Genomic DNA, 25,014 nt, shown 5'->3' on the forward strand with positions numbered 1-25,014 from the left:
CCAAAGCCGTGCTAACGGTTGGGGACGCCAACCAGTTTCATAGTCTCAATCATTTTCAGTGACGGTAATGAGTTCGATCAAGGTTCCGAGGGAATTCACAAAACCAGACGACAGGAAGGCTTGCAAAGCACTGGCAATCAGCGCGGGCGTCGTCGCTGCGGGGCTTGCTATCCCTGCCCTTTTTCCCGGAGCATGGCTTTCCCTGACCTTAGGTTCGATCCTGTTTGCGGCAGGAATCCTGCGGCTCTATTCCATCCAGCATGATTGTGGGCACTACAGCTTTTTCACGAACCGCAAGTGGAATGATCTGCTTGGAAACCTCCTGTGCCTCTTTTCCGGGATCGCCCATAGCGTTCTGAGGTATAATCATAACCTGCATCACCAACACTTGGGCAATCTGGATCACCGGGACGCTCACGAGGTTTATGTGATGACCCGGCGCGAATATGAGACCGCGCCCCTCTCAAAGAAGCTGTTCTACCGCGCCTACCGGCACCCTATCACCTTGTTCCTGATAGGTCCGGTCCTGATCTACTTCGTCCAATACCGCTGGCCCCGAAACACGCTGAAAGTCAGCGTCCGGGATGTTCTTTTGCAGAATATCGCAATGTTCGCCTTCTGGGGCCTGATCATCACACTTCTGGGCTGGTGGAGCTTCTACGCCCTTCTTCTTGGCAGCCTTCTAGCAGGCAGTTTCGGGATATTTGTCGTCTATGTCGGGCACAATTTCGAAGAAACCTATTGGCGGCAGTCGGGCGACAAAACCGCCCATGCAGCGGCTCTGCACGGTGCGAGTTCGCTCCGACTGGGGCCGGTTGTGGATTTTGTGCTGCTGAATTTCGGCTTCCATGACCTGCATCACCTGAACGCCAAAATCCCTTGCTATCTCCTCAAGAGCTGCAATGCCTCAATCGCGCAGGACTGGAATAACGCCGCGATTGACCTCCACGCCGCGCTCAACTGCCTGAAATGGAGGCTGTGGGACGAGGATGCCAATCGGATGATCCCCTTCCCAAATAGTCTGCGCCATGATCTCAGCCTGGACTGGCGCGGCCCGGCACCTTCGGCAGAGCTTTAGCGACAGCCTTACAGCGACGGCAGGCCGGTTTCAGGCATGGTGAAATCGTCCGGCAGGATCACGATATCCTTGGGGTCGACGGTCAGCTTCATGGACGTGGGCGAGGTCACCTCGACCACATTGTGGAAATGGGCGTCATAGTCTTCGGGCAGAAGCATGCGATCGTCCCGATCCCTCGGGTCCGCGCGTAGCCAGGTATCGAACCCGCTCAAATCATCGAATTCATCCGCGAAATAGTCATGCAGGCGCCGGAAGAGCTTGGGCCAGATTGCCAGATCCTGGTAATTCGCAGGGGTTACTTCGAACTGCTCCCCAGGAGTAGACGCATCGTCGGGATACAGGCCATTTCCAGTCGCGCGGGCCTGATCCGCAATCCCTCCAAGATGCTGCGCAAGTGAGATCGGCAGCGTCAGGTAGAACAGCGGATAGGACTGACCCGCCTCCAGGCTGCGCGCGTTGAAGCTTTGATCCACGCGCTCTGGCATTAGTTTGAATACCTCACCGTCCGGTTCTGGCGCATCACCCGAGTAAACAAAGGCCACAATCCGGCCGTGGCCGTCCAGACCATTGGTCAGGATGTAACCGCGAACCGGGTTATTCTCGACCTGTTTCACCTTGTTGGGCTTGTCCTCCCAGAACACCACGTCCCCGAACCCGGCCCAATCCAACAGAAAATCGCGCGATGCCTCCGCGAGGCGTTTGTTCTGATGCGCGCTGCGGAAATGGGTTTCGAGCGCATCCAGCCCTTCAAAGCGCAGATTGATCATCCCGCGCCCATTGAAGCCGGGCCGGGGCTGACCCGAACGCCAAAGGTCCTGAACAAGCGACGGGTCATCTGGTTTGAATTTCAGAGTATCACCGTCAGGTTCCGGGCCCTGCTTTGGAATGTCGGGATAGAAAATATGAAACTCGCCCTTAATCAGCTTATAGGCCATTGCGCCCTCCGTAATTCATCAATCAACAATGATCGGATGGTGACGGCTGAGCGTAACAGTTTCAAGTCAAAGCGACCCCAGAGCCTGGGTGCACTAACCGCGCGGCAGGGCCATCACCTTGTCACGTGCCAGCGTACTCGCCTCGGCCCGATTCAGCGATAGCAACGTTTCTTCCGGCGTAAGACCTTTGGCCAGTGCTTTGACCCAAATCCGGCGCGCCGAGACGGGCGACCATGGCAGGGCCGCTTCGGACAACCACTGCCGCAACGGGGCGGGCAGGCTGTCAAATACGGCCATGGGATCGCCCGCGCGCTTCCTGCGCCGCAAGCTGCTTTGCCCCAGATTTCCGGTCATGCAGCCTCGTCCGGGTCTGTGATGGGATCCAGCACCAGAACAAGCCGGGTCTCGCCGGTGCCTTCGATCGGAGGGGAACGGTGCAAAAGGCCCGACCGCGGTGTTTCCGGCCAACGCGTCCCGCGCAACAGGATCGGAGACCCGGTTTGCACCGTAAAGACACGTTGAGGCTCAGCGCCATCGCGCGAAATGCCGTACTGCGTACCGGTGCCGCGATAGGTGCAGACCAGTCGCGCGGTGATGGCGTCGATATGGAACTTGCGGCAGGCATTGGTCGTGACAACATCCAGCCGCAACCGCAAATACCGAGCCGCGACCAGATCTGAGAACACCTCTGCCAGTAAGGCGATGTCTGCCTCCAGCCAGTCACGCTCGGGGCATGCTGGCAAACCGGACATGTCGCAGAGATGGCCGACCGTTTCGGCCACCTTGCCCAACGGAAGGATCACCCGCCCCTTGGGCAGGTCCTCGGGGTCAAGATCATTCAGCCAGCTTTGAACACTGGGCGGAGTTTGACGCCGCCAAAGTGCTGCGGCGCAGCCAGGGTTGAGAAAGGCGTTCAGCGCCTCGGGCGTATCCGCAACGCCAACTCCAACGGCCGCACCGATTACGGTTTGGCGTACAACGCTCATGCCGCCGCCTCAGCCCGACGCCAGATCGGGAACGGGTCGGGATAGTCGGGCAAATTGTCGGGACCCAAGGCAGCAACGGCAGGTACGAGGCAGGCATCTAATCGCGCCCTAAGGGTTGGCCAGTCGATCCCCGCCCCGATGAACACGATCTCTTGCCGGCGGTCTCCCCATGGTTCTTGCCAATGGGCCTGCATATAGGCACGGGCACTGTCATGGGTCGGTCGGCGTTCTTCCGGAACTGAAGCCCACCAAGTGCCCAAAGGCTGCACGCTAGAGAGCGCTCCGGCCAGCGAAAACTCAGCCACCCAATCGGGACGCGTAGAAATCCAGAAATGCCCCTTGGCCCGGATCACACCCGGCAGATCGCCGTTCAGAAGCTCAAGGATACGCTCGGGCACGAAGGGTAGACGCGCCCGGTAGACATAAGACGCAACACCATATTCTTCAGTCTCCGGCACGTGGTCAGCAAAGCCATACAGCTCTTTGGCCCACATCGGATGCTCATGGGCTTTTTCGAAGTCAAACAGCCCGGTATCGAAGATTTTCTCAGCCGCCACAGCGGAGTGATTGACCTCGACGATCTCGGCATCCGCATTAAGGCTGCGGATGATCTTGCGGGCCGCGTCGACCTTTTCCGGCCCGGCATCGTCAACCTTGTTCAGGATCACGACATCGGCGAATTCGATCTGATCGGTCAGCAAATGGACGAGGGTGCGTTCGTCTTCCTCGCCCATGGTCTCACCGCGATCCTGCAGGAAGTCATGCGAGGAGAAATCCCCAAGCAGATTCACCGCATCGACAACCGTCACCATCGTATCCAGACGCGCCACATCGGACAGGCTGTCGCCATACTCATCGCGGAAATCAAAGGTCGCAGCCACAGGCAGAGGCTCGGAAATACCCGTTGATTCAATGAGCAGATAGTCAAAGCGCCCCTCGGCCGCCAGTCGGCGGACCTCATCCAGAAGGTCATCGCGCAGGGTGCAGCAGATACAGCCATTCGACATTTCAACCAGCGTCTCGTCCGTCCGGCTCAGCTCGGTATCGGCGCGCACAAGGTCGGCGTCGATATTCACCTCGGACATGTCGTTCACGATCACCGCGACACGGCGACCTTCGCGGTTGTTGAGAACCCGGTTCAGCAAAGTGGTCTTGCCAGCCCCAAGAAATCCGGAAAGCACCGTGACGGGAAGGCGCGTATCTGACATATGAGTCTCCATAGCTCTGGATGCGGTTCTTGTAACTTTCATAGTTACTAGATTAATGCAACAGCCAAAGTTACGTTGCCAGCAGGTTTGGAGAACCCCGTCATATGAAGCGCAATAGCCGCCTGTCACTTGCCCTGCATACGCTCAGCCACATGGCCGGAGAACCGGTCCGTGTGCGCACCTCAACCGAAATTGCGGACCATGCCGGAACCAACCCGGTTGTTGTGCGTCGCGTTCTGGGGAAATTACGTGCCGCCGGTCTACTGACGTCCGAGAAAGGTCATGCAGGCGGATGGCGTCTGGCCCGCAAGCCGAGCGAAATCACGCTGGCCGATGTCTACCTTGCGCTGGACGAGCGCCTTGTCGCCAGCGGCCTTGAAGATGAGGCGCCAACCTGTTCTGTCGAACACGCCCTTCAAAAACGAGTACGCGGCGTTCTGGAAGAGATTGAGCAAAACCTCGTGGAAAGACTGTCAGAGACTTCGATCCAAGAGGTTTGAGTCAGGGCCCTGCCTAGGTGTCGAGACCTCTCTCTGTCTGCAAGAGCAGGCAACCGGCGGTGTGAAGAATACTGTCATCCAGCACGGCGCCGAGAAACCCTTCACGGTTTCAGGCACCTCGGGCCGTATCAGCGTCAATGGGTACCGCGCGGGACAAAGAAAGGCTCGATCAGAAGGGTCTCACTGTCCTTTGCCGGTTCAGCCAGACGTTTTTCCAGCAAGGTGATCACATGTTCGACCGAAAGGTCGATCGGATTGTTGATCGTGCTGAGATTGAACGCGGGCCACCCGGCCATTTCAATATCATCAAAGCCCACAATCGAGAGTGTTTCGGGCACGTCCACGTCCAACTCCCGTGCCGCGGTCAACGCTCCGATGGCGCTGGCATCATTGGCACAGATCAGCGCATCAAGGCTGTTTTCCCGCAGTAGTTTTTGCGCTGCGTCGTATCCAGCCCCAACCGTGAAATCTCCGACCTCTTCCGCGATCAGGGACAATCCTGCCGACGCCAAAGTGTTGACCACCCCGGCCCTCCGATCATCTGAAGATCCGAACTCGGCCGCGCCCGCAATGAACCCGAACCGTGTGCGGCCCTTGTCCAACAAAACACGGGTCGCGATGGTCATCCCGTCGGCATTCTTGCAGCACACATTGTCGATCCCCGCCGCATCCACGATGCGCCCGGATGAGATCATGGGGACCCCGAATTTGCTGCATTGCTCCACAAGCGCGCCGGGCATGCTACCTCCGCGCAGAATCAGAGCATCCAGCGGATAGCGCAAAACCTGATCCATGGCTGATTCAGCGCTCTCTCCACTGCCATCAATCAGAATCGGCCACTTGTTCAGAGCGTTCAACTGCCCGACCAACCGGTTCACAAACTCTGAGTCGTAGGTGCTCCGTTTGTTGCCCACAAAGACCGCTACGAGGTGCGATCGCCCCCCCTTCAACCCCGCCGCCAACGCATTCGGTTGATACCCCATACGGTCGGCCATCCGCATGATTTTTGTACGTTTTTCCGCATCAAGGTAAGCGCCGGGCGTAAACGCACGGGACACGGCGGAACGGGATACGCCCGCCGCATCGGCAACCGCCTGCGCCGTAACGCGGCGCGGTCTGTCCAGTTGTTTTTTGCTGTCATCAACCACGCCTAAGCTGTCCATCTTTTTTGTCGAATTTGTCAATATTGCTAGAAATCTTTCATCGAACTGTCATACGTTAACAGTATGTGGTCACGTGTGCAGTTTGCGGACGTATTCCACTGATGCGGGTCGGAGGCTGCGCGCGAAAAACGCCGCAGGGGAGCCTGCATGAAAACTGGCACATAGTGCCAACGGTCTTTTTGCTGCAAAGGGCCGACACCGAACCGGAGGATCGAAATGAACAATCTGAAGTTTTGCGCAACAGCTGCCGCGCTCGCGTTAACCGCGACCGCAGCTTTTGCAGAAACCGAAATCACTTGGTGGCATGCCCATGGCGGGCAGCTGGGTGAAACCGTCAACAAGGTTGCCGAGAAATTCAACGAGTCGCAGGACGAATACACAATCACTCCGATCTACAAGGGCAGCTACGAAGAAACGCTGACCGCCGGGATCGCTGCCTTCCGCGCGGGCGAGCAGCCCAACATCATGCAGGTGTTTGACGCAGGTGCCGCCACCGTGATCGCGGCCAAAGGCGCGACCGTTCCGGTTCAGGACCTGCTGGCTGAAAACGGCGTCGAATTCGACATCAACGACTACATTGCCGGTGTGCGTTATTTCTATGCCGACAGCGATGGCAAGATGATCGGGATGCCGTTCAACTCGTCGACCCCGATCTTGTACTACAATGTAGACGCTCTAGAAGCTGCGGGCGTGACCCCCCCGAAGACTTGGGAAGAGTTCCAGTCGACCACCGCTCCGGCGCTGAAAGAGGCAGGCTATATCCCGCTCAGCCAGTCGCACCTGCCCTGGATCTTCACCGAGAACTTCATGTCGCGCCACAACCTGCCGTTTGCGACCAACAACAACGGCTATGACGGCATGGACACCGAGATCCTGGTCAACAACGACGCGATCAAGGCACACTTCACCGCCGTGACTGAGTGGAAAGACAACGGTATGTTCGAATGGTATGGCACCGGTTGGGGTGACAACGCAAAACCGTTCGAAGAAGGAAAAGTTGCCATGTGGCTGGGTTCGTCCGGTTCCTTCGGTGGCCTGCTGCAGAAAGACCTGGGCTTTGAATTCAGCGCGGTTGAGCTGCCCTATTGGGAAGCCGTCACAGCTGAGCCGACCCAAACCTTCATCGGTGGCGCAGCGCTGTTCGCGATGTCGGGTAAATCGGACGAGGAAAACAAGGCAACTGCCGAGTTCTTCCGCTTCCTGACCGCGCCTGAGACCCAGTATTTCTGGCACCAGGAAACCGGTTATGTCCCGATCACCGAGGCCGCTTATGAAGCCGCCAAGGCAGACGGTCACTATGACCGCTATCCTGCCGCCGAAGTTGGTGTGAACCAGCTGCAAGCCAAGGCCGGTGACAACACCAAAGGCTACCGCATGGGCTTCTACGTTCAGATCCGCGACATCATGAACCGCGAGTATGGCCGTATCCTGACCGGTGAGACCGACGTGGAAAGCGCCTTCCAGAACATCGAAGCCGAAGCCAACGAATTGCTGGCGCGCTTCGCAAAGACTCAGGGCTAAGGTTCTGGGATCACCCCCAAGATGGTCGCGCCTTTGGGCGCGGCCATCCCCCATTTTGCAACTGGACTAACAATGAAACGCGCGGGCTTCGACACTATCTGGCTTCCTGTGGCGCTGCTGCTGCCGCAGCTCATGATCATCGCCATCTTCTTCTACTGGCCCGCTGGATGGGCGCTGCAATCGTCGTTCTTTCTGCAGGACCCGTTCGGGTTCGGCTCGACCTTTGTGGGGGCGGACAACTACACCTCATTACTGGGCAATGATCAGTACAAACGCATCGCGTGGTTTACGGTTGTCTTCTCCATTCTGGTTACCTTCTTTTCGCTGGCCATCGCGCTGTTGCTGGCGGTCAAGGCTGACAAGGTGATCCGAGGGGCGAGATCTTATCGCACCCTGCTGATGTGGGTCTACGCAATTGCGCCACCCGTCGCGGGCTTTCTGGGCATTCTGTTCTTTGATCAAAGTACCGGCCCCATGACCAAGTTCTTCGGACTGTTCGGCTGGGAGTTCAAGCTGGGCGTTGACTACAATGCCACCGCAACGGCAATGATCATCGTCGCGGTGTGGAAACAGATCCCGGTCAATTTCATATTCTTCCTGTCGGGCCTGCAATCCATCCCTCGTTCAGTCCGCGAGGCGGCCATGATCGACAACCGCTCGTCCACGCGGCGGTTCTGGGACGTGACTTTCCCTTTGCTGGCTCCAACCGCGTTTTTCTTGCTGATCATCAACATCACTTATGCCCTGTTCGACACATTCGGCATCATCGACGCACTGATGAAGGGTGAGCCGGGCAACAACCCGATGACCCTTGTCTACAAGGTGTATCTGGATGGCTTCCGCGGCAACGACCTTGGCGGATCATCCGCGCAATCCGTTGTGTTGATGGCCCTTGTTCTGATCCTGACCGTCTTCCAGTTCCGGCTGGTGGAACGCCGGATTCACTATACCTGAGGGAGGATATCATGGCCGACACCGCACTCGACACACCCGCCGTGACCCGCAAATCCCGCCGAATCCGCTGGGAAACGATCGGAGATCACTTTGTCCTCATCCTTGGGTCCTTGCTGATGATCCTGCCGCCTCTGCTGGCGCTGACGACAGCCAGCCACGATGCGGTCACCATCCACCGCGAAGGCATCCAACTGGGCTTAGGCGACGACCTGGGCAAGAACTTCAACGCCGCCATGTTTGAAAAAGGCGGGTTCACGCAGACAGTTGATGGCACCTTGATGCTGATGAACTCGTTCATTCTGGGCATAGGCTTTGCCGTGGGCAAGATCATCATCTCGATGATGGCCGCCTATGCTATCGTCTATTTCCGTTTGCGCTTTGCAACGCTGGCTTTCTGGGTGATCTTCACCACCCTTTTGCTGCCGCTCGAGGTCCGCATCCTGCCCTCCTACGAAGCGATCCAGAAACTGGGCCTGACCAACACCTATACCGGTCTGATCGTTCCCCTGATCGCGTCTGCCACTGGCACGTTCTTCTTCCGGCAATTCTTCATGTCCGTCCCCGAAGAACTGGCCGAGGCGGCCCGGATCGACGGCGCAGGGCCGTGGAAATTCTTCATCGACATCCTCGTCCCACTCAGCCGCACGATGATTGCCGCGATCTTCATCATCATGTTCGTCTTTGGCTGGAACCAGTACCTGTGGCCGACGCTGATCACAACGGATGAAAGCTTCTTCACGCTGGTCCGGGGCATAAAACAGATCGTGCTGACCTACACCGACAGTCAGATCCCCGAGCATGGACAAGCGCTGGCGCTGGCCATTGTTGCGATGATCCCACCGGTGGCGATCGTCATCTTCTTCCAGAATTGGTTCGTCAAGGGCCTCACAGAATCCGACAAATAAGGAATACGCGCATGGCTCAGGTATCATTAGAGGGCATCCGCAAGGTCTATCCTAACGGCTTCAAGGCCGTTCAGACCACTAGCTTCACCATTCAGGACGGCGAGTTTGTCGTTCTGGTCGGCCCTTCGGGATGCGGCAAATCCACTTTGTTGCGGATGATCGCGGGGCTTGAGGATATCACCGAAGGTACGCTGAAAATCGGCGACCGGGTGGTCAACGATGTGGACCCTGCGGATCGGGACATCGCGATGGTGTTCCAGAACTACGCGCTCTACCCGCATATGACGGTGCGCAAGAACATCGGGTATGGCCTGAAGAACCGCGGCACGCCCGCGTCCGAGATCGCAGCCAAGGTCGAAGACGCCGCCAAGATGCTGAACCTGACTGAATATCTGGACCGCAAACCGGCGCAATTGTCCGGTGGTCAACGCCAGCGCGTCGCCATGGGGCGCGCGGTGGTGCGCGACCCCGCCTTGTTCCTCTTTGATGAACCTCTTTCGAACCTCGATGCAAAGCTGCGCAACCAGATGCGGATCGAGATCAAAGCCCTGCAGCGTCGTCTTGGCACGACGGCAGTTTACGTAACCCATGACCAGGTCGAGGCAATGACGATGGCCGACAGGATCATCGTTTTGAACGCAGGCCGGATTGAGCAGATCGGTACCCCCTCCGAGATCTACCACAATCCGGCTTCCACCTTCGTCGCCTCGTTCATGGGTGCCCCACCCATGAATCTGATCGAGGCCGAAGCGTCAGACGGGCAGGTCCGCCTCAACGGCTACAACGGGCTGATGCCCGCGCCACAGGCCGTCAGCGGCCCGGTGACCATGGGTGTACGTCCCGAGGATGTCGAACTGGATGAGAACGGATCCGTCTCGTTCCAGGTCGACATCCTCGAAGAACTTGGCGCGCATCGTTTGCTGCACGGAACGCTTGCGGACCAGCCATTTACAGTCATGGTCGGCAAAGACCATAGCGTGCACACGGGCGAAACCCGCATCACCCTGAAACACGACGCCCTGCGTCTGTTTGACGTGGAAACGGGAAAAGTCCTTTGATCACTGATACTGTCGCGACATTGCCCGCTGTCACATCTGACCAGCGGGCTGAAATTCTGGCTGCCCCGCGCACAACGCAGGCGCATCGCTCGCTAATGGCATCCTTGCCGGCGATGAACGCGCTGCAATTGGGCGGCGAGGCCAAAGCGGCCCAACTGCCGGCGCAGATCACCGTCGCTGCCTGGAATGTTGAACGCTGCCTGTTTCCGGAAGAAACCGCCGCGCATCTGGACCCGATTGCACCAGATATCGTTCTGCTCTCCGAGGTCGATTGCGGCATGGCCCGCACCGCGCAACGCCACACCACCGAAGAGGTCGCTCGCGCCCTTGGCATGACGTACGCCTTTGGCGTCGAGTTTCACGAGCTTGACCTGGGCGGCCCGACCGAGCGCGCCTTTTGCACCGATGATTTCAACACAACCGGCTGGCACGGCAATGCCGTCCTGTCCTCAGTCCCGTTTGAACGCACGACGTTGATCCGGTTGGACGACCACGGCCACTGGTTCACCCCCGAAAGCGGCGCTGCCGACCCCGAGCAACCCCGGGTCGGCGGGCGCATGGCCATTGCCGCCGTGGTGCCCACCGATCAGGGGCCGGTCTGCGTAGTCTCTACCCATCTGGAAAGTAATTCCGCCGCTGAACACCGGCAAGTTCAGTTCGAACTTCTGCTAAAGGAGATCGATGCCTTCGCCCCCGACATGCCCGTTCTGATCGGCGGAGATCTGAACACCGGCAACCACCTTCCCCCCGATTTCGACTGGCGCCGCGAAACCTTGTTCGCTCTGGCCGAAGATCAGGGCTATTCGTGGGCGTTTACGGCCGAGGGCGACACGACCCGCCCCAGTCTGATCACGCCACACCCGGACCGAAAGATGAAACTGGATTGGCTGGCCGGACGGGGTTTCACGCCCGTAGACAAAGGCGTGTTGAGTTCAATCTCAGCCACCGGCACACCGCTTTCTGACCACGACTGCGTGTGGACAAAGGCCGATATCTCCGCACTTTCAGACGCATGATCCAAATCCGGTCGCAGTCTGGCACGCGGCTACGCGATCTGCGGACATGAGGGGCACTCAGCCGCCCAACCCTCTGGGCGGGCCGTAGGTTCTAGCTTTCGGCCTCAGATGGTTCCCCACATCTCTCTACAATTCAAGCTGCCCCAATATGCTGGCGTCGTACGATTTGAAAAACCGGATTGACGTGGCGCGACGCTTGAGGGAAGCCAAGGGGGCCATGACACCGCCTGCCCAACACCTCTCTTCCCTTGAAACGCGCTCCGATGGGTTCCTGACGGACGTGGGGGCCATGGACATCGGGTCTGCGACAGCGACTGCTGTGATCGCGAGGTTTGATCAATCTCGTTTTAAAGATGACCTTTTCACGACGTTGTGCGTCGACCGCCCGGATCGTTTGGACAGGGCCGTTGAAAAGAGAAAGGCCGAGTACCTTGCAGGCCGTGCCGTAGCCATGGCCGCTTTGGCGTCAACGGGGCATGCATCGACGCAGATCGCCACAGGTCCCAACCGTGAGCCGATCTGGCCCGCAGGCGTCGCAGGTTCGATCACGCATTCAAAGGGGCGCTGTGCGGCGATTGTCACCGATCAGCCCGGCACCTTGGTTGGCGTCGATATAGAGGACATCGCCGAAGGATCCTCACTGGATGCGATTTTCAAGGTCGCTTTGCAGCCCGAGGAAACCCGGCTGATCCGGGAAAGCGACGCGCAGGCGTTGAAGGCAACGCTTGTATTCTCGGCCAAAGAAACTCTCTACAAGGCCCTGTTCCCTGCGGTTCAACAGTTCTTTGGTTTTGACCATGCCGAACTCTACGGCGCGCCTAGTGAAACCCTACTGAAGCTGCGGTTGACCAAATCGTTGAATAATACGTTCACGGCAGGGGCGGTCTTCGACATTGGCTACCGACAACTGGACCGCAGCGTTATTACTTGGCTTGTCACACCCGCGCCTGCAGACTGAGCCTCAGCAGGCCGGCCAAGGCCTTGTGCTTCTTGTTCCGTGTCGCCGGGTTACACCTGCGAAACACCGATATCTCGCTCCGCTACTGGCTATCGCTCAAATATCTGCTGATCTCGCCCGTGCAAGGCAGACGGCCTTTGCATCAAGCTGTGAACTCTAATTTCAATCCCGGACGAGGCCATCTGGCTTTGTAGATCTTGCCCGTGCTGGAGGCTGTGATCCAGATATCCTGCATATCTTCGCCACCAAAACACATATTGGTCGTGAAGAGGTCGGGGATGGCGACATGTTCGGTCGACCCGTCAGGACTAAACACCGTGATACCACCGTTGAAAATCGTCGCCACACAAACCCGTCCGTCGGCCTCGACCTTGAGACTGTCGAGCCATTGGTACCCCGGCAAGGTCTGAACCACCTGCCCCGGCATCCCCGGAATTGGGCCGGGTTCAACCTGACCCTTGCCGGTGATCTTCATCGCCCAAAGCCGCCCAAATACCGTGTCCGAGACGTAGACGATGCCGCCATCTGGCGACAGCCCGACCCCGTTGGGCATCGGGATCGTAGCAGCCTTGATAAGTGTCTTGCCGTCGATCGTGGCATAGTACAGCCCGCCATAGCGCGTAGATTCCGCGTCCTCGATCCCGGTGTCCGTGAACCAGAACCCGCCATCCTTGTCGAAGACCAGATCGTCGGGCGCGATGAGCCGTTTCCCCTCGTAGGAATCAAACAGCATCGTGACCTCTCCGGTCTCAAGATCGACCCGATGCACGGACCCACCCTTGTAGTGCGGACGAATGGGTGCGGGAACGGTGATATCGTCGGGTCCGTAGGGCACGAAACTGTAGACACCGCCGTTGTTGCAGACATAAGCAGCGCCATCCGGGCCGATCGCCACGCCATTGGGGCCACCGGGGATTTCGGCCACCACACTGACGGTGCCATCGACGGACAAGCGCGCAAGGGTCTGCTCTTTGATATCCACGAACAGGACCGAGCCATCATTCATCGCAACCGGACCTTCTGGAAAGCCCAGCCCGCTGCACATCTCATGTAGTTCCAACGCCATAGCCTCAACTCCCTGATTGTGCCGTGGCCCCGGTGGGGTCGGCGATTGCGGGCCAAGCCCGTCCTTTTCGCGGCGAACTGTGCTGACAAATACAGGTTTTCGCAAGGCTTTTTCCAATTTGCTATGCGGGATAAGCCTCAACGGGTCGCAAAACGGCTGGCTTTTCCCAGCCCAGTTATCCTAAAACCCCTTACAACTAAAAAGCGATGAGGCGCATCGAATGGTATTCAAACTTGTGTCCTGCGATGGCGGGGGGATCAGGGGCTACCTGACCTGCCTGATCCTGCAAAGCCTGCAGGAGGAGACCGGCGTTCTGGACAAGGCGGACGGGTTCGCCGGCACCTCGACCGGTGGGCTGATCGCCGTGGCGCTGGCGGATGGCCGGACGCAGGGCAAGGATATGGGCCGGCTGATCGGCGACCTCGCCGCGCATTACCGCGAAGATGCCGACAAGATCTTCCGCGAAAACGAACACAGCTTTCTGGACAAGGCACTGGATGAGGTGCTGCGGAGGTTCAAACTAGGCGGCGGCCCGGGCATCACCGCCTCGCAATACAATGCGACCGGGCTCGAGGAGATCGGGCGCAGTCTAGTTGGAGACCGCAAAGTCAACTCTCTGTCCCCGGATCTGGTTCTCGCGGTCAACACCGTGTGCCTGCATCGCAGCGACAAGGTGGGGTGGTCCCCGTTCACCATCACCAACCAGACGCTGGGCTACGAGAAATGGTTGGATATGAGCGATGTCGGCCTGCTGGATGTCGCCATGGCAAGCTCGGCCGCGCCATCCTATTTCCCGCCGCATCAGATCATCTCGGACGGGGTGGACTACGGCTATTTCGCTGATGGCGGGGCCTTTGCCAACAATCCAGTGATGAACGGCATCAACGTGGCCATCGCGGCTGGTCGCGCCGAAGGGTTGGCGTATATCGAGGCTCTGTCGATCGGCACTGGCCAACAGCCCACAGATATCTCGGAGGAGATGATCAAGAACCCCGACGACTGGGGCCTGTTGAAGTGGTTCGGGATCACCTCGGGCGCGCCTCGGGGGGCTTTGATCGAACTGCTGCTAACCACATCGGCTGAGAACCAGTATTGGATGGCCCATCTTGTGTTGAAAGAGCGGATGGTACGTCTGAACCCTCCGCTACCCAAGGTCGTGGGGCTGGCAACACACCGACCTGAATCCTACGATCTGATGGAGAAGGCATTCTACACCTGCCGGCAAAGTGAATACTGGACCCATGCCAAAGACATGCTGAACAAATGGTAGCCGAACTCAGTTTTGCTTGATCAAACAGTGGCTTCGCTGGGTTTTATGTATTCTTCCTGTTGCCTTTGCCCGACCAGTGTTTATGGTTAACGCCACATTTTTGGGGTAACTTCAGTTAACAGGTGGTCAAGTCATGAGCGATCCCGGCCTTGCCGAGAAGCTGGTAGAAGTTCTGCATCGTCCTGATGGTGATCTGGCCCTGCGCCCCGTTCACACAATCGGGATCAGTGCGACCGGCTATTTCAAGCCCACACCCATCGCCCGGAATTTCTGCGCCGCGGATCACTTCACCACGGAAAAGACGGATGTGATTGTTCGATTCTCGAACGGGTCGGGCTGCGCTGTGGTGCATGACGGCTGGTCCGATGTGCGGGGTCTGGCGGTTCGGTTTCACTTGTCGGACGGGTCCGATACCGACCTGATCGCGATGAATCTGCCCGAGTTCTTCACCCCGACGCCCGAGGCGTTTCTGGATTTCGCCGAGGCCGCCAAGCCCAAGCTCTACAACGGTCAGACCCCTTGGCAGAAAATCTGGAGCTACCTTCAACTGATGCTGCCTGAACGCGACCCCTATCCGGGCGAGACGATCAGCCCGGACGAAGGCGCCATCGGGTTTGCCGACCGAAACGCCTATTCTCAGCTTGGTGTGTTGCAGGCCGCCCAGATCGGAGCGCCGACCAGCTATGCGCGGGCGGCCTATCACGCCTGCCATACATTCATCGTGACCGGAGCGGAGGGCGTACGCCGCTGGGTGCGGTTTTCGTGGCAACCCATCGCAGGAGTGCTGAACACCGACCCGGAGGAAACACCGGTGGATGACTATCTGCAGGCCGAACTCAGGGAGCGTCTTGCCAAGGAACCTGCGCGGTTCTCTCTGATGATGACAATCGGTGAGGTCGGAGACGATTTCAACAACTCCTCGCGCCCCTGGCCACCTCATCGCAAACGGATCATGATGGGCGTTCTGACACTAAACGCTGTGCCTGAGGACCAGATAGAACAGGCCGAGAAGCTCAGCTTCAATCCTGGTTTGCTGACCCCCGGGATCGAGGCCTCGGATGATCCGGTGCTGAAAATGCGCATCGACTCGTACAAAATCTCAAGCGCTTGGCGCGGCGGGTCCCCTTGCCCGTTTTCGAAGGGGTAAGGTCATGACTCGTCAGAACAGTTGGTTCAATCGCTACGTCAACAGCCTGCCGGATCGGGGATGGTTCAAGTTCCTGTCACGCTACATCGTTGTGCCCTATTGGCATTGGCGCGACCCCAAGCCGAAACTGCCCGGCGGCCCGCGCCCCTCACCGCAACCCAGCGAGAACGTGCAGCGCATGATGAACCTGATCATGCCGTTGAAAGACCCCTCGCCCGCCGGACGGGCCCATGCTGCACTGGCCATCGCCCAAAATGTCGAAGAGATCTTTGCAGGGCTGGACAATGTCGGAACGGTGCATTTCGCCCGGTTTCTGCTGATCGACGACAAGATCTGCATGATTTCGGTCTATGACGGCGATTTCAGCAACTACATTCGGGATTTCATCACCACCATCGGCAGTGTGTTCAACGATGTCATCTCGCTTGTGGACGGGGCGGAGCACCTGATCCCGACCGAGCACAACGTAGAAGAATTCATCGACTGGGTCCATGAGCACGACCTGTTTCAGGCCCCCGATTTCCCGACCGACCTGTTCGGCCTTCAGGATGAGGCCAAAGGGCTGCCTCCGAACCAGCCGCCGCATCGGCTGGAGACCCTACCGCGTGCGTTTGTTCTGCAACTCTACGCGAACCCTAACCTGTCGCTGGGGGGCGGTTATCGCGCCTATCCGGGCGTTTCCGCCGCGCAAGTGCGCCAAAAATTTGGACAAGGCTGGTGACTGCAAAACTCGATCTCGCCGACATTCAGGGCAACATCCTGCGCGGTTATCGCCGCGATCTGGTGCGCCATCTGTTTCTTGAAGTCACCGACCGCGCCGCGGCCCGTCAGTTTCTGGCAACCGCCGTCGATGGCGGCAGTGAAACCGTCCCCGAAATCACCCGAGGTGTGTTGTGGGAGGTCAAACCGCCCTTCTGCTTCAACATCGGCCTCACCTATGCCGGGCTGCGCGCCCTTGGCACCGCGCCCGAGCATCTGAAAACCTTCCCCAGCGAATTCGTGCAGGGCATGACGAAACGCGCGACGAAACTGGGCGATTTCGGCGCCAGCGGGCCGGATCACTGGCCTGCTCCGTTTGATCAGCCTGACCGGGTTCACATCATGGCGTCGGTCTATTCCGACGTTCAGGATCACCTCGACCTGGTCGAGAAACAGGTTGGCGCGGCCTTCACCATTCTGGGCAAACGCGACGGCCGCAATCTGGCCGATAGCAAGGTGTTTTTCGGCTATGTCGACGGCATTTCCCAGCCCCGGTTCGAGCAGGTTTTTGACCCCGAACAGGCCGGTGTCGACGAACCGATCGACCCGCTGGGCACCGCCCTTCTGGGCTATCCCACACGACAGGAGGGGGTGGTGTTCCGCGTCCCCTCGCCCAATGCGCTTGGTTTCAACGGGTCGTTCAATGCGTTCCGAGTTCTGGCGCAGGATGCGGCCGGTTTCGAGGCCTATCTGGACAAAGCCGCCGATGATCTGATGAATCATCCGGATCGCGACAAATTGGTCGATCCGAACAATCTGGATCGCATCGGCGAAGGCCTGGACATCCACGGTGCCCTTCGCGAAGTCGTCGCGGCCCAGATGTGCGGGCGCTGGCGCAACGGCATTCCGTACGAGCTGTCACCAGACGCGCAATGGCCCGAGCATGAGGTCTCGCTGACCAATTTCAACTACAACGCCCACTCCCGCTGTCCCGCCGGCTCGCATTTACGACGAGGCAACCCGCGTGGCGGTCGGATCGTGCAACGCATCGCCAACTACACGCGACGTTTGGTACGGCGCGGCATGTCCTATGGACCGGATTTCGACCCCCAAAAACCCGACACGGCCGAGCGCGGCCTGCTGGGCAGCTTCATTGGCGCCAATATCGGCGCGCAGTTCGAAGCGGTAATGTGCGACTGGATCAACCTTGGCCTGCACGACCCAACGATCACGGGTGCCAATGACCCTCTGCTGGGGGCGAACACGCCGGAAACCAGCTGGTTCGACCTCAGCCTGCCCGATGGCGGCACTATCCGCCTGCACGGCTTTCCCCGCCTGATCCATACGCGCGGTGGCGCGTACACGTTCCTGCCCAGCCTGACGGCGATCAAGTACCTGTCCGGATTGACGAACTAGGCTAGGGCGAGCCGGAACCAGATAAAGCCGAACATCTCGACCAACACCGCTATTGAGGCAGAGTCACAACCCTGCCTCCTGCGGCATCGGCATCGGCGATGTCATGGGTCACCAACAAAACTGGCAGCCGCGCCGCGCCGGCTCGGGCAAAGACGAGGTCCCGCATTTTGTCCCGGAGACCGACATCGAGGCGCGAGAAAGGCTCATCCAAAAGCAACGCATCGGGCTCCGCCAGAAGCATCCGCATCAGGGCCACACGGGCGCGCTGACCTCCGGACAGGGTCTCGGGATCGCGGGTTTCAAACCCGTCCAGCCCGATCTCGGACAGGGCGGCCTGAATGCGCGCGGCCCGGTCCGCGGTACGGGGCGGCAGGCCAAAGCCGACATTCTGACCAACAGACAGGTGTGGAAACAACAGATGGTCCTGAAACAGGATCCCAACGCGCCGCTTCTGAGGCGGCAGGGCATTCAGAACCCGCCCGTTCAACGCTATGCGCCCTTCAAGACGAAAGGCAGGCGACAAAGTTCCGGTGATTGCCGCAAGAATTGTGGATTTCCCAACCCCGGACGGCCCCATCAGGCTCAGAACCTCACCGGGCGCAATGTCAGCCGATAGCTGCGCCAGCCCTCTGCCATCGGCGTGAGAGATCGAAAGCTGATCCAAAAAGAGGCCGTTTTCAATCATGGCGCAGTCCGCTTTTGTTGCGATAGACAATTCTGGGGATCATCAAGGCCAGCAGGAATGGCAGCCATGCCGTGAACGCCAGCGCGATGGTCCAGACCCCTATCGCACGGCGATCACCGCCTGAAAACAGGGCCAGAGCCTCGGTCGTCAACGTGTTCAGCCGCCCGCCCGAGGCCAGAAGAGTGGCCAGATATTGGCCGACTGACACCGCCATCCCCACCGCAAGCGCGGTCAAGATCGGAGCCAGCAACATTGGCAGTCGGATGCGCCAGAGCACTCCAACCGGTCCCAGCCCCATGGCGGCGCCAATCGTGGCATAGCGGCGGTCGAGCGCGCGGTAAGGGCCGGCCAATGCCAGAAACACATAGGGCAGAACGAAGACCAAGTGGGTCAGGACCACGGGAAGGATGCCCTGCGCCGCTCCGATCTGGATCATCAGAATCTGCAGGCCCGGCAGGAAAGCGATCTGAGGCAGGATGAGTGGCAGGTAAAGGATCACCATACCCGTCTTGTTCATCTTGCGCCGGGTGCGGAGTTCTGCGTTCAGGCAGCCGATCACCAGAACCAAAGCGATAATTGCGGTGGCAAACGCCAGCGCCAAAGTGACCAAGGTGACCTCTACTGCGTCCGGGCCGTGGCGCTCCCAGGAAATCAGACTGAAGCTGCTCGGTAGCGCGTCGGGAAACCTCCAACGCCCGGCGAAAGACCAGAAAAGTTGGCCGATCAGCCCGCCGAACACCGCGATCCCCGCCGTGAGTGACACCACGAGGCCAAGGGTTCTAAGGGCGGTGTCGCGCAAGCCCATGCCGCGCGTTCCGCTTTCCACACCACGGTTGATCAGCGCGGCCACGGCCCTTTCACCACCTCGCCAGACCATGATGGCTGCGGCCACCAGCCCCAACTGAACCAAGGCAGCCGCAGCAGCGGGCGCGCGCAAAGCAAGATCAGGATCCGTCATCCAGCGCAGGATGAACATGGACAGCGTCTGCGGGCGCGACGGCCCCAGAACCATCGCGACATCCACATTCGACATCGCATAGGCCAGGACCGCATAGATGGGCAGCCGGATCTGCGCATAAAGCGCGGGCATCACGGCCAGAAACCACCCTCGGACCCTGCCGTAGCCCAGCACTTGCGTCACGCGCATCCGCTCGGCCGATTTGATCTGAGGCAGCGCGGCCAGCGACATCAGCAGCAGAAATGGCAGTTCTTTAGTCATCAGCCCAGCAATCAAAGACCACCCGCCGGGGTCTTGCAGGATCAACACGTCCGGCGGGCGGGTCCATCCCGTCAGACCGGGCGAGATGAGCCGCGCAATCCAGCCAGACGGCGCAATCAGGAACGCCAGCCCCAACGCGGCCGCCGCATGGGGGACTGACAAAAGGGGAGACAGTAGCGCCTCAAGCCGCGAAAACGCGCGCGTGCCCTGCCAACCTGCGATCAGCAGAAAACACCCGATCAGCGACCCAAGCGTCGAAAGGAAACCGGTTTTGAACGACAGCCAGAGGGCCTGACCCACGCCGGGCTCGGCCCAGAGGCGCGTCCACGGGTCGAATGAAAACCCGTTTTGCCCGTCCGGGCGCATGCCTCCGAAGGCCGGTAGGATCGTTCCCAAAAGCCCGGCAGCGATGGGACCCAGCAGCAACGCTATCGTCAGCGTCGGTGCCAGCCCCCATGGTTTGCCGGGGCTTAGTTCAGTTGCCAACGCCGTAACGCTCGGCCCAATCCGCTTCGATCCGGGTCATCCAGCTGGGATGCGGCTCGGGCAGGGCTTGGCCAAGTTCGGCGGGCGACAAGGTTGCCACGCCAAGCTCCAACGCGTCGAACCCGGAGCGATCGTCAGCGGGCAGAGCGGCCATGTCCAGCACAGTGCTAAATCCCAATACGTCCGGGTCCTGCGCGCGCAACTGCGCCTCGGGGCTCATCAGGAAATCTGCAACGACCATGGCACCCGCCTTGGCCGAGGCATTGTAGGGGATCGCTACAAAGCTGGCATTGCCCAGCGTTCCATCCTCCAGAACGAAAGTCCGTGCGCTTTCCGGCAGCTGTTGGTTGGCAATGGCCGTTGTCGCCTCACCCGGAGAGAAGCTGATCGCCATGTCGACCTCTCCATCATTGATCAGCTGCAGTTGGCTTGGACCGGTTTGCGGATAGGCGCGACCTGCCCGCCAGAGGTTCGGTGTTACATCCTGCAACCAGTCCCACAGTGGCGCCGTCACCTGCGCATAGTCGTCCCCGGCGGGCTGTTGCAGGATGGCCGGGTCTTCGACCAGTTCAATCAGCATCTGTTTCAGGAACGTCGTTCCCAGAAAGTCAGGGGGCTGAGGGAACGTGAACTGACCCGGGTTCGCAGCCGCCCATTCGCGAATTGCCTCGGCGGATTTGGGGGGTTCGGGCAGAACCTCGCTGTCATAGATGAACACGACCTGCGCCATGGCCCAAGGGCTTTCAAACCCTTCGGTCGGGACAGTGAAATCGGTGGTGACAGTTTTACCGTCCACGTCTACGAACCGCCAGTTGGGCAGAGCCTCAGCAAAGGGGCCGAACAAAAGATCTGCCTCTTTCATGGCACTGAAATTGGCACCGTTGATCCAGATCAGATCAATCGCTCCATCTTTGTCCTGACCCGCAGACTTCTCGGCAATCACCCGGCTGACCGCATCGGCCGTATCGGTGAGTTTCACATGCTCAAGCTTGACGCCATGCTCCTCTTCGACGCGGGTTCCGACCCATTCGATAAAATCGTTGATCGTGGTCGAGCCACCCCACGCGTTCCAATAGACGGTCTGGCCGTTGGCCTCATCCAGAACGTCCTGCCAGTTCGCGGGATCAGGTTCAGCCCATGCTGTTCCGGCCAGCGCCGCGCAGAGGGCAGCAAATAGATGTTTCATGGGTTTTCCTTGCGTTTATTCCGAGTGAGTGAAGACCTGCCGCGCCAACAGGATGCGCGAAATGGCGGTGACAAAGCAAACCGCGCCAAACGCCCATGCCATCGGGTCGAACCATTTAGGCAGCAGGCAAATTGCGATGAAGAAGGCAATGGTTTCAGTGCCTTCCAGAAGACCGCCGGTGAAATACAGTGACTTGGCACCATATTTCTGCGACTCCAGCCCGCGTTTTTCGGCGAGGATCGCATAGCCCAGGAAGGTCGCGCCGTTGAAGTAGAAGCTGACCAGCAACCACGCTCCGGCCAGGGCATTTGCCGACGGGTCCGCCCAGACAAACGCCATGGGGATCGCACCGTAGAACAAAAAGTCACAAGTGATATCGAGATAGCCGCCAAAGTCGGTCTTACGCCCAGCGCGCGCGATTGCCCCATCCAGACCATCCGCCAGACGCGACAACAGGATGAACAGGACGGCCAGAACCTGCAAACCTAGAACGATCGCGCCAGCCGCCATCAGGCCGAACCCCAGACCCACCAGAGTCACAAGATCAGCCGAGACACCACGCGCCGCCAACCCCCGCCCAATCGCGTTCAGCGGCGGATCGATCAGTGGGCGGATGCGGGCATCAAGCATGGTTGGCATCCGGGCTGCAGACAATTGGCACGAAGACGCAGCTTTCACATGCCGTGGCATCGGGCAGAATTGAGAAGAGAAGGCCGTTTTCCAACCTGAGTTGCCTCACTACCGGTTTGCACGACATCGACAAGATCGTGCCGTTTTACTTGGGTACGCTTAAAGAACGAAGCGGTGAAAGAAAAAAGGAATACCGCATCTTCACGCTGTTGTGTCATCTGCAACACGAGAAGATAGTGGCGCTCCGGTCGGTAGGTGCGGCTTTTCGTTGATTTGATTTTTTACCAACAATAATTTCAAATCATTGTAACTAATTCACACCTAGTTCTTGCCGAGGAAACATGCCCCGTCCTACCGCCAACAAGGACCTGAACCTAAAAGGCTTGGAGTTGTTTCAGATCTGCGCCCAGAAAGGATCGCTTCAGGCCGCAGCCGAGGAAACCGGCCTGACCATCAGCACCGTCTCGCATCACTTGCGCAATCTCGAAGACCACCTCGGGGTCGAGCTGTTCAACCACGCGCGAAGGCCGATGGTTCTGACGCCCAAAGGGCAGGTCTTTCTGCGCAATATCAGCGATGCGCTCTATGCCATCCGCAAGGCCAAGGCCGAAGCATCCGCTGGGAATATTGCCGAGGCGAGTTACCTCAGGATCGGCACGATCGAAGATTTCGACAGCGATATTATCCCAGAACTCGCCGTCTTTCTTTCGGGCCATATGCCGAGCTGCGATTTCATGTACCACACCGATTCCAGCCACGCGATTGTCGAGATGCTGCGCAACCGGCATCTTGATCTGGGGATCACGACCACCCCAGAGGAACGGCTGCGGGACCTGCAGGATCGCCCGTTGCTACGAGATCCGTTTGTGGTCGTCCTCCCTCGGTTCAGCGAGAAATCCCTTCCGGATATAGTCGAAGGGCGCACCAAACTGCCGTTCTTGCGGTTTTCCAGCAATTTGATCATCGCCCGGCAGATCGAGTCCCAAATGCGTCGGCTGGGGCTTTCACCGCAGTCCAATTTCGAATGCAGCAACAACCAGACTTTGATGGCGATGGTCGCCGCCGGTGCGGGCTGGACCATCACCACCCCTTTGCTGTTCTCGCGTGCCAAAAGGTTTCACCCAAATCTCAGCATGCACAAGTTTCCAGGCAAGAGCTTTGCGCGCACGCTTGCGATTGTCTCTACACCCGATTGTTCGCGGTCCGTGTTGGACCTGATAGACGGCAAGATGCGCGCACTGATCCGAGATCATGCTTTGACTGCGCAATACGAGAAAACACCGTGGCTGGCGGACAGCTTCAAACTGGTGGAATGATCAGATCAGAATATTGAACCGAGACCTGATGGCCTCCTCTTGCTCATCGGTCAGGTAAGAAGGCTTGTGCTCGCGAAGAATCTCATCCGCGCGGGCCCTTGCTCTGCCCCATGCGTCTTGCGCACCGTTTTCGGCCCATGTGCGCGGCTCGGCTCGGTCAGCAAGCGTGGGGTAGAAGTAATCCCGCTCCATCGCCGCATGCGTATGCTGGCCACCCAAGAAGTGCCCATCGCCCAGAACGGCATCACAAATTGCATCGAACCCGAGGTTCTCATCCGTCACCTCGACCCCGCGTAAGGCGCGATAGGAGTTGGAATGCATCTCATCATCCAGCACGAAAGCCTCAAAACTCGCCCCCAACAACGATGCGGTCATGCCAGAACTTTCGTAGATCAAGTTCCCACCCGCCAAGGCCGCTGCCATGGAAGTTATGCCTTTCTCCATCCCATATTGCGCGTCTATGGCCTTGGCGTCGGTCATGGAACAAGCCACGCCCGAGGGCAAACCAAGCCAATTGGACAGCTGGGCGGACGCGGCATTCAACACCGCGGTCTCTCCGCTGCCGCCGGAAAATGCCCCGGTGCGCAGGTCGATAACCAGAGGCCAGTTGGAAAACACCATCGGAAAACCGGGCTGGATCGCGTGGACCAACAATAGGGCGGCCAAGGTTTCCGCCAGAGATTGCGCCAGAAACCCCGCCAAGGTTGCAGGCGCCGTTGCTCCGGCTTGCGCCGCCGTGATGCACGAGATCGGAATGTTGTGTTTGATGCATGCGTAAGTGACATCCACCGCATCTTCGCCATAGCGCATGGGCGATATCATTGGACTGATATGCGCCTTCATGAACGGGCGTTTGGCAAATTCTCCGGGCCCTCCTGCGGCAATGTCAAGCATCTCGACGATCGGAGCGACATATTCGGCCAGCGTGAACGACGTTGCCGTCGGTTTGGTGGTGTTCTTGAGCAGCGCGAAAACGGTGTTCACATCCAGATCGAAATTGTCCGGCACATCGGTCGCCACGCAGCAACGTGTGAACCAGCTGATATTGGCCAGCGTGTCCTGTAGCCGCGTAAAGTCATGCAGGTCCTTCAGGGTCGAAGGCCGATAAAGCGCGCTTTCCATATCAAGCGTCTGCACAGCGGCGCCGCCGGTTCCGAAATACACTTTGTTGCCACCAACCTCGATCGACCGCTTAGGATCGCGGCCATGTAAGGTGAAGGTCTTTGCAGCTTGATCAATCGCCTCTTCGACAAGCTCGGGCGGGAACAGAACCCGTCCTTTGCCGTTGTCCACGGCACCCACGGCCAACAGATCGTTGCGCAGTCTCTCCGGCACCTCACCGATACCCAGTTTCTCAAGCAAGTCGAGGGCAGTGTCATAGATGCGGCGCAGGTCGGCTTCGCTGAGCGGCTTGTACATCCCGCCGATCTGACCGGGCGGGCATGGATCAAACGCGGGCTTGGCTGCTCGTTTTGCCAGACGCCCTTCGCGCCCACCTCGCTTGCTACGCTGTCCAGCCATTCCCAGTCCTTTGAAACAGGGGGTTCGTGACATCAAGCAAGAGGAATTGTTGCGCGTGGCGCAAGATCATCTCTTTTATTTCGAAAAAATA

24 protein-coding genes are annotated in these 25,014 nt (G+C 58.9%); 13 read left to right on the top strand and 11 right to left on the bottom strand.

The window, feature by feature from the left end:
* The first annotated feature begins 67 nt into the window (after positions 1-67).
* A complete protein-coding gene (locus ACXAH8_RS16230) occupies positions 68-1,078 on the top strand; it encodes a fatty acid desaturase (protein ID WP_475219850.1) in 1,011 nt (336 codons plus the stop codon).
* An 8-nt stretch (positions 1,079-1,086) separates the two neighbouring features.
* Here ACXAH8_RS16230 and ACXAH8_RS16235 read toward each other — a convergent pair whose 3' ends face one another.
* From ACXAH8_RS16235 to ACXAH8_RS16250, 4 genes are all read right to left on the bottom strand, one after another.
* On the bottom strand, positions 1,087-2,013 hold the full coding sequence (locus ACXAH8_RS16235; RefSeq protein ID WP_475219851.1) for a hypothetical protein: 927 nt from the start codon (positions 2,011-2,013) through the stop codon (positions 1,087-1,089).
* 93 nt (positions 2,014-2,106) lie between these two features.
* Entirely contained in the window at positions 2,107-2,367 is a 261-nt protein-coding gene (locus ACXAH8_RS16240; protein WP_419739338.1) for a DUF6525 family protein, read from the bottom strand.
* Positions 2,364-2,999, bottom strand: coding sequence for a DUF1826 domain-containing protein (locus ACXAH8_RS16245; RefSeq protein ID WP_475219852.1), 636 nt, complete (start codon positions 2,997-2,999; stop codon positions 2,364-2,366). The genes ACXAH8_RS16240 and ACXAH8_RS16245 overlap by 4 nt, the downstream gene beginning before the upstream one ends.
* A complete protein-coding gene (locus ACXAH8_RS16250; protein WP_475219853.1) occupies positions 2,996-4,207 on the bottom strand; it encodes a GTP-binding protein in 1,212 nt (403 codons plus the stop codon). Before ACXAH8_RS16250 ends, ACXAH8_RS16245 begins: the two co-directional genes overlap by 4 nt.
* 104 nt (positions 4,208-4,311) lie before the next feature.
* On the opposite strand from ACXAH8_RS16250, the gene ACXAH8_RS16255 reads away from it, so the two are divergent.
* The gene (locus tag ACXAH8_RS16255; protein WP_475219854.1) at positions 4,312-4,707 is read left to right on the top strand and encodes an RrF2 family transcriptional regulator; all 396 of its coding nucleotides are present in this window, start codon (positions 4,312-4,314) and stop codon (positions 4,705-4,707) included.
* 134 nt (positions 4,708-4,841) lie between these two features.
* On the opposite strand, the gene ACXAH8_RS16260 is transcribed toward ACXAH8_RS16255, so the two are convergent.
* On the bottom strand, positions 4,842-5,870 hold the full coding sequence (locus ACXAH8_RS16260) for a LacI family DNA-binding transcriptional regulator (protein ID WP_475219855.1): 1,029 nt from the start codon (positions 5,868-5,870) through the stop codon (positions 4,842-4,844).
* A gap of 216 nt (positions 5,871-6,086) precedes the next feature.
* Here ACXAH8_RS16260 and ACXAH8_RS16265 point away from each other — a divergent pair, with 216 nt between their 5' ends.
* The 6 genes from ACXAH8_RS16265 (at position 6,087) to ACXAH8_RS16290 (ending at position 12,282) form a co-directional block, all read left to right on the top strand.
* Positions 6,087-7,391 (top strand): extracellular solute-binding protein, encoded by a 1,305-nt coding sequence (locus tag ACXAH8_RS16265; RefSeq protein ID WP_475219856.1) that lies wholly within the window; start codon positions 6,087-6,089, stop codon positions 7,389-7,391.
* Between the two features lie 72 nt (positions 7,392-7,463).
* A complete protein-coding gene (locus ACXAH8_RS16270) occupies positions 7,464-8,345 on the top strand; it encodes an ABC transporter permease subunit (RefSeq protein WP_170376925.1) in 882 nt (293 codons plus the stop codon).
* 11 nt (positions 8,346-8,356) lie between these two features.
* Entirely contained in the window at positions 8,357-9,250 is an 894-nt protein-coding gene (locus ACXAH8_RS16275) for an ABC transporter permease subunit (RefSeq protein WP_475219857.1), read from the top strand.
* 11 nt (positions 9,251-9,261) lie between these two features.
* A complete protein-coding gene (locus tag ACXAH8_RS16280; protein ID WP_475219858.1) occupies positions 9,262-10,308 on the top strand; it encodes an ABC transporter ATP-binding protein in 1,047 nt (348 codons plus the stop codon).
* Positions 10,308-11,324 (top strand): endonuclease/exonuclease/phosphatase family protein, encoded by a 1,017-nt coding sequence (locus tag ACXAH8_RS16285; RefSeq protein WP_475219886.1) that lies wholly within the window; start codon positions 10,308-10,310, stop codon positions 11,322-11,324. The genes ACXAH8_RS16280 and ACXAH8_RS16285 overlap by 1 nt, the downstream gene beginning before the upstream one ends.
* A 184-nt stretch (positions 11,325-11,508) precedes the next feature.
* Entirely contained in the window at positions 11,509-12,282 is a 774-nt protein-coding gene (locus ACXAH8_RS16290; protein WP_475219859.1) for a 4'-phosphopantetheinyl transferase family protein, read from the top strand.
* A 142-nt stretch (positions 12,283-12,424) separates the two neighbouring features.
* On the opposite strand, the gene ACXAH8_RS16295 is transcribed toward ACXAH8_RS16290, so the two are convergent.
* The gene (locus tag ACXAH8_RS16295) at positions 12,425-13,453 is read right to left on the bottom strand and encodes an SMP-30/gluconolactonase/LRE family protein (protein ID WP_475219860.1); all 1,029 of its coding nucleotides are present in this window, start codon (positions 13,451-13,453) and stop codon (positions 12,425-12,427) included.
* Positions 13,454-13,568: 115 nt separating this feature from the next.
* On the opposite strand from ACXAH8_RS16295, the gene ACXAH8_RS16300 reads away from it, so the two are divergent.
* The 4 genes from ACXAH8_RS16300 (at position 13,569) to ACXAH8_RS16315 (ending at position 17,880) form a co-directional block, all read left to right on the top strand.
* Positions 13,569-14,618 (top strand): patatin-like phospholipase family protein, encoded by a 1,050-nt coding sequence (locus ACXAH8_RS16300; protein ID WP_475219861.1) that lies wholly within the window; start codon positions 13,569-13,571, stop codon positions 14,616-14,618.
* A gap of 133 nt (positions 14,619-14,751) precedes the next feature.
* Complete coding sequence (locus tag ACXAH8_RS16305; RefSeq protein ID WP_475219862.1) at positions 14,752-15,765, top strand: catalase; 1,014 nt, start codon at positions 14,752-14,754, stop codon at positions 15,763-15,765.
* A 4-nt stretch (positions 15,766-15,769) separates the two neighbouring features.
* Complete coding sequence (locus tag ACXAH8_RS16310; protein WP_475219863.1) at positions 15,770-16,486, top strand: hypothetical protein; 717 nt, start codon at positions 15,770-15,772, stop codon at positions 16,484-16,486.
* Positions 16,483-17,880, top strand: a complete 1,398-nt coding sequence (locus ACXAH8_RS16315; protein WP_475219864.1) for a Dyp-type peroxidase — start codon at positions 16,483-16,485, stop codon at positions 17,878-17,880. The genes ACXAH8_RS16310 and ACXAH8_RS16315 overlap by 4 nt, the downstream gene beginning before the upstream one ends.
* 49 nt (positions 17,881-17,929) lie before the next feature.
* Here ACXAH8_RS16315 and ACXAH8_RS16320 read toward each other — a convergent pair whose 3' ends face one another.
* Genes ACXAH8_RS16320 through ACXAH8_RS16335 form a run of 4 tightly spaced genes read right to left on the bottom strand, consistent with a single transcriptional unit; the run spans position 17,930 to position 22,086 of the window.
* Positions 17,930-18,562: an ATP-binding cassette domain-containing protein gene (locus ACXAH8_RS16320; protein WP_475219887.1), complete on the bottom strand. Its 633-nt coding sequence runs from the start codon at positions 18,560-18,562 to the stop codon at positions 17,930-17,932.
* A complete protein-coding gene (locus ACXAH8_RS16325; protein WP_475219865.1) occupies positions 18,558-20,270 on the bottom strand; it encodes an ABC transporter permease in 1,713 nt (570 codons plus the stop codon). The genes ACXAH8_RS16320 and ACXAH8_RS16325 overlap by 5 nt, the downstream gene beginning before the upstream one ends.
* On the bottom strand, positions 20,260-21,456 hold the full coding sequence (locus ACXAH8_RS16330; protein ID WP_475219866.1) for an ABC transporter substrate-binding protein: 1,197 nt from the start codon (positions 21,454-21,456) through the stop codon (positions 20,260-20,262). Before ACXAH8_RS16330 ends, ACXAH8_RS16325 begins: the two co-directional genes overlap by 11 nt.
* Before the next feature lie 15 nt (positions 21,457-21,471).
* Positions 21,472-22,086, bottom strand: coding sequence for a CDP-alcohol phosphatidyltransferase family protein (locus ACXAH8_RS16335; protein WP_475219867.1), 615 nt, complete (start codon positions 22,084-22,086; stop codon positions 21,472-21,474).
* Between the two features lie 341 nt (positions 22,087-22,427).
* Here ACXAH8_RS16335 and ACXAH8_RS16340 point away from each other — a divergent pair, with 341 nt between their 5' ends.
* Complete coding sequence (locus ACXAH8_RS16340; RefSeq protein WP_475219868.1) at positions 22,428-23,402, top strand: LysR family transcriptional regulator; 975 nt, start codon at positions 22,428-22,430, stop codon at positions 23,400-23,402.
* On the opposite strand, the gene ACXAH8_RS16345 is transcribed toward ACXAH8_RS16340, so the two are convergent.
* Positions 23,403-24,923: a trimethylamine methyltransferase family protein gene (locus ACXAH8_RS16345; RefSeq protein ID WP_475219869.1), complete on the bottom strand. Its 1,521-nt coding sequence runs from the start codon at positions 24,921-24,923 to the stop codon at positions 23,403-23,405.
* Positions 24,924-25,014 lie beyond the last annotated feature (91 nt).

The sequence above is a fragment of the Ruegeria sp. ABV3_008 genome, assembly GCF_056161185.1.

Bases quoted from the DNA above. Each gene is read 5' to 3' on its own strand.
- ACXAH8_RS16230 (WP_475219850.1), top strand. From the start codon at position 68: ATGAGTTCGATCAAGGTTCCGAGGGAATTCACAAAACCAGACGACAGG.
- ACXAH8_RS16235 (WP_475219851.1), bottom strand. From the start codon at position 2,013: ATGGCCTATAAGCTGATTAAGGGCGAGTTTCATATTTTCTATCCCGAC.
- ACXAH8_RS16240 (WP_419739338.1), bottom strand. From the start codon at position 2,367: ATGACCGGAAATCTGGGGCAAAGCAGCTTGCGGCGCAGGAAGCGCGCG.
- ACXAH8_RS16245 (WP_475219852.1), bottom strand. From the start codon at position 2,999: ATGAGCGTTGTACGCCAAACCGTAATCGGTGCGGCCGTTGGAGTTGGC.
- ACXAH8_RS16250 (WP_475219853.1), bottom strand. From the start codon at position 4,207: ATGTCAGATACGCGCCTTCCCGTCACGGTGCTTTCCGGATTTCTTGGG.
- ACXAH8_RS16255 (WP_475219854.1), top strand. From the start codon at position 4,312: ATGAAGCGCAATAGCCGCCTGTCACTTGCCCTGCATACGCTCAGCCAC.
- ACXAH8_RS16260 (WP_475219855.1), bottom strand. From the start codon at position 5,870: ATGGACAGCTTAGGCGTGGTTGATGACAGCAAAAAACAACTGGACAGA.
- ACXAH8_RS16265 (WP_475219856.1), top strand. From the start codon at position 6,087: ATGAACAATCTGAAGTTTTGCGCAACAGCTGCCGCGCTCGCGTTAACC.
- ACXAH8_RS16270 (WP_170376925.1), top strand. From the start codon at position 7,464: ATGAAACGCGCGGGCTTCGACACTATCTGGCTTCCTGTGGCGCTGCTG.
- ACXAH8_RS16275 (WP_475219857.1), top strand. From the start codon at position 8,357: ATGGCCGACACCGCACTCGACACACCCGCCGTGACCCGCAAATCCCGC.
- ACXAH8_RS16280 (WP_475219858.1), top strand. From the start codon at position 9,262: ATGGCTCAGGTATCATTAGAGGGCATCCGCAAGGTCTATCCTAACGGC.
- ACXAH8_RS16300 (WP_475219861.1), top strand. From the start codon at position 13,569: ATGGTATTCAAACTTGTGTCCTGCGATGGCGGGGGGATCAGGGGCTAC.
- ACXAH8_RS16305 (WP_475219862.1), top strand. From the start codon at position 14,752: ATGAGCGATCCCGGCCTTGCCGAGAAGCTGGTAGAAGTTCTGCATCGT.
- ACXAH8_RS16310 (WP_475219863.1), top strand. From the start codon at position 15,770: ATGACTCGTCAGAACAGTTGGTTCAATCGCTACGTCAACAGCCTGCCG.
- ACXAH8_RS16330 (WP_475219866.1), bottom strand. From the start codon at position 21,456: ATGAAACATCTATTTGCTGCCCTCTGCGCGGCGCTGGCCGGAACAGCA.
- ACXAH8_RS16335 (WP_475219867.1), bottom strand. From the start codon at position 22,086: ATGCTTGATGCCCGCATCCGCCCACTGATCGATCCGCCGCTGAACGCG.
- ACXAH8_RS16340 (WP_475219868.1), top strand. From the start codon at position 22,428: ATGCCCCGTCCTACCGCCAACAAGGACCTGAACCTAAAAGGCTTGGAG.
- ACXAH8_RS16345 (WP_475219869.1), bottom strand. From the start codon at position 24,923: ATGGCTGGACAGCGTAGCAAGCGAGGTGGGCGCGAAGGGCGTCTGGCA.